General features: G+C 32.4%; 11 protein-coding genes. 5 read left to right on the forward strand and 6 right to left on the reverse strand.

All coding sequences use genetic code 11. The features are described 5' to 3' along the window. The 3 genes from ACH0B5_RS01015 to ACH0B5_RS01025 are packed head-to-tail and all read left to right on the forward strand — an operon-like array spanning window position 1 to window position 2,498. Window positions 1–1,110, forward strand: coding sequence for a GerAB/ArcD/ProY family transporter (locus tag ACH0B5_RS01015; RefSeq protein WP_122970877.1), 1,110 nt, complete (start codon window positions 1–3; stop codon window positions 1,108–1,110). Further along, the gene (locus ACH0B5_RS01020) at window positions 1,085–2,338 is read left to right on the forward strand and encodes a Ger(x)C family spore germination protein (RefSeq protein WP_122970878.1); all 1,254 of its coding nucleotides are present in this window, start codon (window positions 1,085–1,087) and stop codon (window positions 2,336–2,338) included. Before ACH0B5_RS01015 ends, ACH0B5_RS01020 begins: the two co-directional genes overlap by 26 nt. Window position 2,339: 1 nt before the next feature. Continuing rightward, window positions 2,340–2,498 carry a hypothetical protein gene (locus ACH0B5_RS01025; RefSeq protein ID WP_158599663.1) on the forward strand — a complete coding sequence of 53 codons (159 nt, stop codon included), beginning with the start codon at window positions 2,340–2,342 and terminating at the stop codon, window positions 2,496–2,498. A gap of 54 nt (window positions 2,499–2,552) precedes the next feature. Here ACH0B5_RS01025 and ACH0B5_RS01030 read toward each other — a convergent pair whose 3' ends face one another. Beyond that, window positions 2,553–3,341: an HAD family hydrolase gene (locus ACH0B5_RS01030; protein ID WP_122970879.1), complete on the reverse strand. Its 789-nt coding sequence runs from the start codon at window positions 3,339–3,341 to the stop codon at window positions 2,553–2,555. A gap of 225 nt (window positions 3,342–3,566) precedes the next feature. Here ACH0B5_RS01030 and ACH0B5_RS01035 point away from each other — a divergent pair, with 225 nt between their 5' ends. After that, complete coding sequence (locus ACH0B5_RS01035) at window positions 3,567–4,181, forward strand: PH domain-containing protein (protein ID WP_122970880.1); 615 nt, start codon at window positions 3,567–3,569, stop codon at window positions 4,179–4,181. Window positions 4,182–4,353: 172 nt separating this feature from the next. On the opposite strand, the gene ACH0B5_RS01040 is transcribed toward ACH0B5_RS01035, so the two are convergent. The 4 genes from ACH0B5_RS01040 to ACH0B5_RS01055 form a co-directional block, all read right to left on the reverse strand. Beyond that, window positions 4,354–5,766, reverse strand: a complete 1,413-nt coding sequence (locus ACH0B5_RS01040) for a tetratricopeptide repeat-containing diguanylate cyclase (protein WP_122970881.1) — start codon at window positions 5,764–5,766, stop codon at window positions 4,354–4,356. Between the two features lie 279 nt (window positions 5,767–6,045). Then, on the reverse strand, window positions 6,046–7,563 hold the full coding sequence (locus ACH0B5_RS01045; protein ID WP_122970882.1) for a coproporphyrinogen III oxidase: 1,518 nt from the start codon (window positions 7,561–7,563) through the stop codon (window positions 6,046–6,048). 235 nt (window positions 7,564–7,798) lie between these two features. Then, window positions 7,799–8,143, reverse strand: coding sequence for a YlbF/YmcA family competence regulator (locus ACH0B5_RS01050; RefSeq protein ID WP_406927287.1), 345 nt, complete (start codon window positions 8,141–8,143; stop codon window positions 7,799–7,801). A 20-nt stretch (window positions 8,144–8,163) separates the two neighbouring features. Then, entirely contained in the window at window positions 8,164–9,309 is a 1,146-nt protein-coding gene (locus ACH0B5_RS01055) for a DUF445 domain-containing protein (protein WP_122970884.1), read from the reverse strand. A 129-nt stretch (window positions 9,310–9,438) separates the two neighbouring features. Between ACH0B5_RS01055 and ACH0B5_RS01060 the strand changes: the two genes are divergently transcribed. Then, window positions 9,439–9,648, forward strand: coding sequence for a YheE family protein (locus tag ACH0B5_RS01060; RefSeq protein WP_341362615.1), 210 nt, complete (start codon window positions 9,439–9,441; stop codon window positions 9,646–9,648). A 37-nt stretch (window positions 9,649–9,685) separates the two neighbouring features. On the opposite strand, the gene ACH0B5_RS01065 is transcribed toward ACH0B5_RS01060, so the two are convergent. Then, entirely contained in the window at window positions 9,686–10,978 is a 1,293-nt protein-coding gene (locus ACH0B5_RS01065; protein ID WP_406927288.1) for an MFS transporter, read from the reverse strand. Window positions 10,979–11,035: the final 57 nt, after the last annotated feature.

The raw sequence follows: 11,035 nt of genomic DNA on the forward strand, positions 1-11,035 counted from the left end.
ATGGACAAAACAAAGGGGACAATTGGTACAAGAGAATTTATCGCCATTATTATTCTTACAATCGGAACAAAATTGGCGGATGATACACCAAGTCTATTTTTTAGTAGTATGGGAAGTGCTGCTTGGATGGCACCTATTATTATTGGGGTCACAACCATCTTACCCGTTTTTTTTATACTAAAAATTTTCACAATATATCCAAATAAAACTTTTGTTGAAATTATTAAAGAAGTATTCGGGAAATATGTTGGATTTTTCGTCCTATTCGCATTATGGATTATTCAAATCTCTGCCCTTATCATCGATTCCTCCATTTATACAGATATTATGGGAACGATGTACTTTAACGATACACCTACTATTGTTATTTACGCAGTATTAATTTCTGTAGCGGCATATGGAGCAAAAAAAGGTTTTGAACATATTAGTTCCTATGCATGGATTATTATTGCCGGTGTAAAAGTTACCGCATTAACCGTTTTAGTATTAATAGTTTTACAAGGTCGTCCCGAATTTATTTTCCCTCTATTTGGAACAGGAAAATGGGAAATTATAAAAGGAAGTACATCTTATATATCTATTTTTGCAGATTTATTTTATTTTGCATTCATTGCTTCGTATTTAAAGAGTACAAAGGTTTTAAAAAAAGGGATGTGGATTGGGTTAGCCTTTATAACGATTGAAATTTCTACAGCCATTATGTCTTATGTAATGCTGTTTGATTTTAATGGTATAAAGCTAATCGACTATCCTTACCATGAGTCTATACGAACAATCCAACTCGGGTTTATAAGAAATACAGAGTCGCTATTCTTTCCCTTTTGGTTAATTGCAACTTTTGCGAGATTTTCCTTTTACTTTTATATAAGCGTCTTATTATTCAGCACTCTATTTAAAATTAGTCAAAAGGAATTCATTATCCCTATACTTGCAACATTAATCGTATTTTTCGGTATGATACCTGAAACTCCAACCTTTGCAATTTATACGTTAAGAGGAGAATTTTTAAAACTAGTTACTCCAGTGTTTTTGTTCCTACCATTTGTTATATGGGTATTAGCAAAGCTAAAAGGAGGTTCAAAAAATGATAAAAAGAAAGCAGCTGAGTAAATTATCGTGCCTTTTTTTAATGTTAATTTTTTTAAGTGGTTGTTGGGATCAGTTAGCTATAGATGAAAGGGCCTATGCTTTTGCCATTGGACTAGATAAAGGAGAAGAAGAAAATCAAATTAAAATAACATTTCTTATTACGAATCCTGAATTATCTAGATCAGAAGGTGGACAAGGATCGAATGAACCTCCAAGAGAAATTATTACTTTTCAAACGAATGATTTAATTTCTGCGAAGGATATGGCGAATACGGTCATTACAAAACAGGTTTCATATACACAACTAGGCTATCTTCTTGTTTCGGAAGAATTAGCGAAAGACAAAAACTTTGTACGATTAATGTATGATGTTGCAAAGGAACCGGAAATAAAACGAGGTGTTCGGTTGATTGTAACAAAGGAGGATGCTAGTCAATTTCTAGAAAAAACTCAACCTAAACTTGAAACGAGGGTTCATAAATTTTTTGAATTAATACTCGAATATGGTATTCGAACAGGTTATATACCTGATACGGATATTAACAAATATTTTAGAATTATCGAAGCAAAAGGATCGATTTTTTTAGGAATATACGCTACTACTGAAAAAGACACTTCAGACAATCGTAAAGGCGAAGATAATTTTATAGCTGGGGAATTTAATGCAGAAGGACAAACGAATAATTCAGAATTCGCTGGATCTGCTGTTTTTAAAGAAGGTAGGATGTTAGGGACTTTAACGAGCGAAGAAACAAGACTTACTATACTACTAAATGATACATTAAATTCTGGGCATATGTTAACAACATTTCCCGACCCTTTTGATAGGGAGCATCAGGTTGTCACAAGGTTAGTAAAGAAAAGAAATAATGAAGTGAAGATAAATTTGAACGGGGATAATCCAACAATTGATATAACGATTCCTCTATATGTGGAAGTTCTATCAAATCATAGTATGATTAACTATGCAGTAGATAGTAAAAAAAGAAAGATTTTAAAAAATGATATTGAAGAACGTATTACTACGAAATTTGATAATCTCATTAAGAAGACGCAAAAGGAGTTTAAAGGGGAACCATTTGGTTGGTCCCTTGATGTTAGAAAACAATTTCCAACGATTCCAGCATACGAAAAATACAATTGGGGAGAAAAATATCCTGATTTACAAGTGAATGTATCGGTTAACATTAATTTTGGGCAATTTGGTAAACAAAGTGAAGTTCCTGCTTTAGAAGGAAGTGGCGATTAGGTTGGACTTAATCATTTGGTTGGTTATTGTCATCATGTTTCTATACGCAGTTGGTTTTGCCATCACCCTATGGAAAGAGCAAAACAAAAAAGGTGCCATTGCCGTTTTCATTTTGGCGATAATGATTGTAGTAGTTCCTTTTTTCTCTGTTTTACAATGACATCAGGAAAATAGAAAGCGAAATGACATTTGCACTGTCATTTCGCTTTCCTTGTTATAAATTCTTTAGCAGTTCTTTAAATTCGGTTAAAGACTTCACTTCGAAGGTTGGTGTTACTTTAGAATCGTTACTTTTCCCTTCCCGATTAATCCAAACGTTTTTCATACCGACACGAGCAGAACCTAATATGTCTGTATTTAAATTATCGCCTACCATTATCCCTTGATTTGGCTGAATATTTGCCTTCTCCATCATATATTCAAAAAGGGAGGCGTCCGGTTTTCCGACTCCAAAATCACCAGAAATAATAATATGATCAAAATAGGATTTAATTTCCGGGGTAATTTTTAATTTTAAATTTTGTAAGCTAGGTGCTCCATTTGTTAATAAAACTAACTGATATTTCCCCTTCAAATCATCAAGTACTTTATATGTATCTTCATATACGAAAGGTGAGTTTTTCCGTTCTTCTACAAAACGTTCACCGAGTTCAGCACCTAATGCGACATCATCTATCCCGATAGCTTTCAGACCGTTTGTCCAAGCATCTTTTCGATAAGTCGGAACGATTTTTTTCATTAATTGAAATGATTCAGACGAATCGTCAAAGGTACCCCATAATCCTTCAAAGGGATTTATCCCAATCGATACTGTATATTCATAGGTCTCATAAGATTCATATAATTTACGAGCATGGAGCCGAACCGCAGCCTCCAGCTCCTCCGGTTTTATATTATATTTTGTTGAAGCATAATAACATGTCTTTTCAAAAGCAGTTTGTATACTTTTTTTATCCCATAATAATGTATCATCTAAGTCAAAAATAATCGTATGAATTGGCATTTGGCTCTCCTATGAATATATTTATATTTTAATTGGAATCGAATTTTCGTTCTAAACCAATTATTGGTAGCTTTCTAAAATAGAAATTAAATGGTATATTTATTTTATCATATTTTCAGAATTATTAGGTTAATTTTTGAAAAGTGAAAATTATATAATAATAGTTAAACAATTCTAGCACCAACTGTTTTTACAACAGAAGCACTAGTAAAAGGAGAGAAATTAATGATTAAGAAATTTGCAGCAGACGCTTTAGGACTTTCGGATATCGGTAAAGTAATTGAACCTCAAGACTACGATAAAACAGAATCGGATGATTACGTTTTACATGAGAAGGGCGAAAAAATTTACTTCCTTATAAAAACAAAAGCGGATGAATATTGTTTTACTAATTTTGCCCTTATACATGTTGATGGTGATTCCGCAGTAAGTAAAAAGCGTACATTAAGACGTTACGATTATAAATATAATACGTTACGCCAAGTATCGCTCGAAACTGCAGGAACAATTGACCTTGATATTGAAATAAAATTCACAATTGGCGAAACGCCATTATCAATTGATATTAATAAAAGTTATGCTGAAAAAATTAAAGATCTTTATAAAAGCTTAATTACAATTGAACGTATGATGCGAGATAATGAAAAACACCGCAACTTTATGTTTGATAGTTTAGAGTATGCAACAAGAAGTGTTTCTTCAACAGGTTATGGACAAACATCCCCTGCCGAATCCTTTAAATCCATTGCTGAATTTGCTAACCAATGGTTAAAAGAAAGCAGTAACAACTACTCAAAAGAAGACTTTGGAGATGTGTTCGAATTATTTATTAAAAACTAATCATCTTAAAAGCAAATTAAAATATTCTACCAAAATAAAAGTGGTATTAGTTCTTTTCTAATACCACTTTTATTATATTGCTATATTCCCTTTAAAGTTACCATCCTCTCAAATCGACTCATTGATTGCCTTACGTTGAACAATAAAAAAGAATAGCCCTTGTCTATTCTTTTTAATTAACTGTATATTGATTTCGCCCATTTCGTTTTGATTTATACAATGCATCATCAGCTAATTTAAAAATTTTCTTTTCATCTGTAATCATTCCACGATAATTCGTACTTACCCCGATACTAATATGAATCGGAATTTTTTGATCATTTACCTCTATCACTAATGAAGTGAGATGTTTATGAAGATTTTCCACAATCGATTGTAATTCTTTTAAGTTTTCCACTTTTAAAATTGCAATAAATTCATCTCCGCCATATCTAGCCAAAAAGCTATTATAATTAGCTAAACAAAGATTTGCCTCGTAAGCGATTCTCTTTAATACATCATCACCAGCTAAATGGCCGTATTGATCATTTACTTCTTTAAAATAATCTACATCGAAAATGATAAACCCGATTAGACCATCTTGCTGTTGAGCTTCTACTAACCATTCTTTTATATTTTTTTCAAAATAATGACGGTTATAGCAATTTGTTAATGGATCCTTCGTTGACATTGATTCGTATTGTTTATTATTTTGAGAGACTTCTATTTGCATTAAATTTTGATTTAAATTAATTTCTTTCAACTTTAAAAGAATATTAATATAATCTTTCTGAATTGCGATTAAACGATCTTTATCATTTAGCTCCGTCATAATTTCTACTAAAGTTTTATTAATCTCTTCTAATTGAATTAAATCATTGTTATTTAATGCAAACCCTTTTGCTTTCTCTAATATTTCACACGCTTCTTCATAACGTTTTTGTTTTTTAAACCATAGTCCTTTATATTGATAAACATAAATAGAAGGTTTCACCATTTTTTTACCTTCAATGTAAGAAAATAAAAAATCAAAAAGCTCTTCAGCTTTATCAAATTGCTGAAGTTCTGTATAGGCCTTGGCTAAATTTAACCGAATATGTAAATAGGCAGGAATATCAAAACCACGCTCTTCGTAAAACTGCTTTGATAATTGAAGACATTTTGTAAGAAGTTCAACTGCTTCTTCCGATTGACCTATATCTATATAATGTACACTTAAATTATTATAAATATTGCAAAGTAATGATAGATCATTATATTGAACCGCTAAATTTTTCGCCTTATTTAAATATTCCAAATATTTATCTTTGTTACCAAGTTCTCCACAAGCAGCTGCAAAGGAATTAAAATATTTGATTTTTTGTTCAGTCGTTCCATACTCATCAATCCACTCTGAAGCCTTTTTTAAATCAGCAATACAAGATTGAATATCTCCTAATTGATAAGAAATCCAACTCCGATTCCAATATAGATCTATTAATATGGTGAAATTTTGTTCTTCTAATGCAAGACTTACCGTAGGGTCAAACAAATTAAAAAACTCTTCGAAACGTTCTTCTCTTGAAAGAGCGGTCATCGTAATGTTTAATTCCTTTAGTTCTTGCATATTTTCACTTCCTATCTATTTCCCACTACTTTTTCAAATCTTATATTTAAGTTATACATAAAATTTTAGTATATTACAAATTTTTCCAAATACTAAATTTACTATAAAAAGAATTTTCTGTCTTTTAGGTTCTTTCATTTTACCTATTATTTTGTAAAAATGAAAGGATTTTTGAAACATAAATAAAACAAAAATGTTAGTACTTTGAAACAAAAATAACTTGTATTTATACAGTTCGTGTTAAAAAAAGACAGAGAACAATTCTCTGTCTTACAAAATCTACTGCTTAATCTGTGTATGGTACAAATCATTTAGCATTTCAATTTTTTTCTCAATAGTCTCTTCAAAGGTCATAATATAGGCAGCCGGATCTTTCGGATTATGGAATTGTGTAATTTTACCTGTTACCGGATTAACAAATTTCGTTGAAGCGCCACAACCTATTCCTAAAATCGTCTGAACTTCTTCCATAATCACAATATTATAGATGCTTTCTTCTCCTGGTTTACAGTACCCGACATTTTCTAAATTACCTAAAATATTTTTTTGACGGTATAAATAATAGGGAACATAACCGTTTTCAGCTGTCCAAGTACTTGCCATTTCCATCATTTTTGTAACCGTCTCACGATCAGCGACTTTATATTTATCTTTATTATGGGTCATTTCCGAAGCCCGTTTAAAAGATAAAGTGTGTACGGTTAACGACTCAGGTTGCATTTTCCCACTTTCGTCTAATGAATGTTGGAATTCCTCAATTCCTTCATTTGGTAAACCAATAATTAAATCCATATTAATATTGTTCATTCCCGAGTTACGAGATAACCAAAATTTATCGATTGTTTCTTGTACAGAATGATGACGACCAATCGCTTTTAAAGTTTCATCTGTATAACTTTGAGGATTAACTGAAATACGATCAATTCCCCATTTTTTTAATACTTCTATTTTCTCAATCGTAATCGTATCAGGGCGACCTGCTTCTACCGTAATTTCCCTAATTTTCTCTGGATTTGGAAAGGATTCAAACATCGTTTGATAAAGGGCATCCATTTCATGGGCTTCTATTGAAGTAGGAGTACCTCCACCCCAATAAACGGAAGTAATATTCATATTATTTTCTTTAAGCCATTTTCCCATTGCACGAATTTCGATATGCAATCCATCGATAAAAGATTCGACACGACCAGCTTTCCTATTGCTTGCGATAGCATAGGCTGGGAATGTACAGTAGGCACACTTTGTCGGACAGAATGGAACTCCAATATAAACTGAAAGTTCCTTACCGATTTCGTCTAAATCTGGAATTGTCTCTAATTGGCGTTTAACAATTTCACGCATAAGGGCAATTTTAGAATCTGATATACGGAAATCCTTTTTCAAAATAGCAAATATTTCTTCATCCTTTAATCCTTGTTTCCGATATTTGTGGTAAAGCTTTGTAGGACGCACTCCCGTTAAAATGCCCCATTGTTGGGTCATGCCTGTATATTGCTCAAGGGCATCTAACATCACATGGGATAAGGCACGTTTCATACGGATACCTTGTTCTTTTTCCGTTCCTTCCGATTCATAACGAATCGAATAATCACTTGTATATGTTTCGTTTTCTACTTCTAATTCACAAGCTGTATGAATGGAGAAATCTTTATCTATTGAATAATGAAAACGAAAAGAAAGTTCTGCATCGTCGGCAGCTACTACAATCTTTGAGTCTTCAAAAAATAAATTTGCTATATGATTTAACACGCGATTCCAATCTTCTTTAAACACTTCATTAACTTGGATCTTTTTCATCGTTTATACTCTCTTCCCTATTAATATTCGTTCATTTAACAACAAAGGAGAATTCCTACTCCCTAAACAGCCTATCTAATCAGCGATGTATGTGAAGGGAGATTTTCAAACGTTAATTATAACATGTCATTTAAATATAACAAATTGTTCATTAAAATGGCTCATTATTACTTTTATATTGACATTTATTTTCTTCATAAAAAAACCACACAATTTTTTTGTGTGGTTTAAACTATTACAATCCGTCGTATAAAGACTGGATAGGTTTTACTAATATACGATTTACTTCTTCAATTACTTTGCTTAAAGCCATTTCAGCCTCTAACATAGCTAAAATTTTCGGGCTTGATTGGGCTAATTGAGCAGCCTTTTGTGCAAAGATTAATTCATCTTCTTGTAACTCTTCACCGTTCATTTGCTTTTGTTGAAGCTTCATTTGAATATCACGGAAATTCGTAAACAATTTCGTCGCTTCTTCATCTGCTCGAACAGCTTCAACTGCATCTTTCAAAATTTTAAATTCATCCGTTTGATGTAAAGACGCTTCTAATTTGTTAATGTCTTCATAAATGTTAATCAAAAAATTTCCCACTCTCATTTTTAATTTAAAAGATAGACAATTAATCCTTGTAAAATACCAATTGCTCCACCTAATACAGCACCTAAAATCGTAATCATTTGCAATTCTTTGTTGGCAATCCCGATTACAAGCTCTTCTAATTTTTCTAAAGGGAAAGAATCCACTTGTTCCCGAACTACTTCCTCTAAATTCAAACGATTTAATACATCTTCCAGTTTACTTTCAGCTTCCGTAAACCCTTTATGAACTAATTTAGGTAACAACTCATTTTTAACATATTCATTCCCTTGTGGCCAATAATAGCTAATCGTTTTTTGAAGATGTTCTTGAATGTTAAGTTCTTGTTTTGCGTAACGTTGAATATTTTTTAAAATGTTATCAAAATCAATATTCTCGAGATACTCTATAACCGGCTGTTGTTTAATAGTATCCCATTCTTTTAAGAAAATGTTAACTAATAAATGTTTCGTTCCAGGTGCGTTTAAAAAATGTATAATTTCCTTTTGAATTTTCGATACGATGGAAGTTGAATCTCCTAATAACATTTGAATCATTCCACCGAAGGAACCTTTTGAACCTAAAAAGTCATCCATCATATTTTTAATCGTCATCTCACCTTTTGTGGATTGGAAATATTCCTCCCCTTTTGCTAAAAGGTATGAAGTGATTTCAGGAATTTTTTTATCGATAGCCTGTTGAATATCGTTTGGTAAAAGTTCCTCAATCGATTTAGTAGAAATTGTTGTTTTCATCGTGTTAAATTGCTTTTCAATTAACAAATCTACTTTTTCTTCAATTGTATTTGGCAAATGCTCAAATCCGCCTAACTTTAACCAGTCATATATTGTTTTATCATCTGTAAAAACTGTTTTTTCGACTTTCTTTTGGGCAAATTGTAAAACCGACGAACGAATGTCTTCATTAAATAGTCTCTTTTGAAAAACTTCAGGAGTTAATAAATAATTTTTTACAGTTGCACCAATTTGTTTTGATAATTCCTGACGACGTTTCGGAATGAGACCTGGTGTAAACGGTATACGCCAATTTTTGATGTATAGTGCATTATATGGTCGAAACAACATTTTAATCGCAAGATAATTCGTAAATCCCCCGATTAATGCTCCAACTACTGCCATAAAAATGATCGTGACTACTACATTTTCCATCTAAATCCTCTCATTTCTTTCAAACTGTGTTCCAATTATATCAAAGGAAATGGATTTAAAGATAATGTTAGCCTTTCTTTCCCACTTTTAGTACGATAAACGTAATCGATAGTTTCAAGGGGGATTCGTATGATTCAACATTTTCAATTTAAGCCTTTATTTGAAAACAATTTATTGCCGGGGTGGGCGATATCTTTTTACTACAAACAGCAACAATATAAAGCTGAGTATAAAAAAGATGGAAAAATTGTATGGTTAGGTACCAAACCTTCTAAGGAAGAAGAAGAAACAGTTAAAAAAATGATTCATGAATTAATGCTTTTCCATGTTTATGATTGATAAAAGGCGAGTTCGGATATGTCGAACTCGCCCTTCTTTATACTTCCTTTACTTTATATTTTCGAGCAAAAACGATATAAAAGTATGTGGAGGCTACTAAATATAAACATCCCGTAATCGTAAAGGTATAAGCATAACCCCAGTAATTTCCATAGGTCGTAACGAGCCAAGCAGCAGGAAGCCCCATCGTTGCCCAACCAATATTAAAAACCATCTGACTTACCGAGTTACCAAGACCTTTATACTTGTCATGAACAACATCCATCGCAATGGCACTCTGAATCGGATTTCCTGCATTCATCAATGCCTGCCTCATTAAAAATCCAACGGAAGCAATGAACAACGAATTTGTATAAGCAGTTAAAAATAAAAATGGTATTGATAGAAGTTGAAAAATGACTAACGCCCGAACTTTCCCTACTCTTTTGACTAAAATCGGTCCTATCAACATTGCAACGGCTGTCATTGCAGATCCTAATGCAATAATGAACCCTACATAGGAATTCGATGCATCGAAACGATTGGCAAAATATAAATTTAAGTACGGAATAACTAATCCAGATCCAGTTCCTATCATTAAATTGGCTATGCCAAATAAAGCAATCATTTTAAAGTTTTTCTTAAAGCTGCTGTCACCATTATCATCTTCTTTTAATCGCTTATTTTGTAACGCTTTTTCATCCTTTTGGGACCTTTCACTCGTTTTTAATTGAAGGAGCGGAATTAATCCGACTGTAAAAATTGCTGCTCCTATCATTAACGACCCTCTAATACTTTCTACTTCTCCCAATTGGAAAAAGAATTGAAAGCCATCTGCTACAAATCCCCCAAGTAAATTTCCAAGGACATTTGCTATCGTCACGAAAGAAAAATGAATGCTAAATAATTGAATCCGTTCATTTGGTTTTGAATTCTCAGCTAGAAAAGGAACAGCTGATACTTGAACAAACGCCCAAATGATACCAGCTATAAAGGCAAAGGTGAGAATTGGTTGTTCGACTGAAACGATACTCCTTCCAAAAAGCATTATAGCTGTTATAAGCGTCCCTATTAAAAGAATGGATTTCCTTCCATAACGATCACTAATAATTCCAGCAGGTACTAACATTAATGCCGTTGCGAGTGAATTTATAGAAATAACGCTTCCATTGACTGCCTCCGAATAACCTAACTCCCGAATGTAAAGATTGTACATTACCATAAATACACCCATGCCTATTTGAATAAGCACATTGGCAACCATAAACAATTGAACATTTCGATTAAATGACTTGATTGTTTTATAACTATTTTTCATCCATTTGTACATAGCGACTACACCGCTTTCCAAACATTTCACTCGTTCACTTACATAACTATGTAAAGACTAATTCGAATTTTCTATATA

The organism is Ureibacillus sp. 179-F W5.1 NHS (assembly GCF_045369345.1).
Taxonomy (GTDB): Bacteria; Bacillota; Bacilli; order Bacillales_A; family Planococcaceae; genus Ureibacillus; species Ureibacillus halotolerans.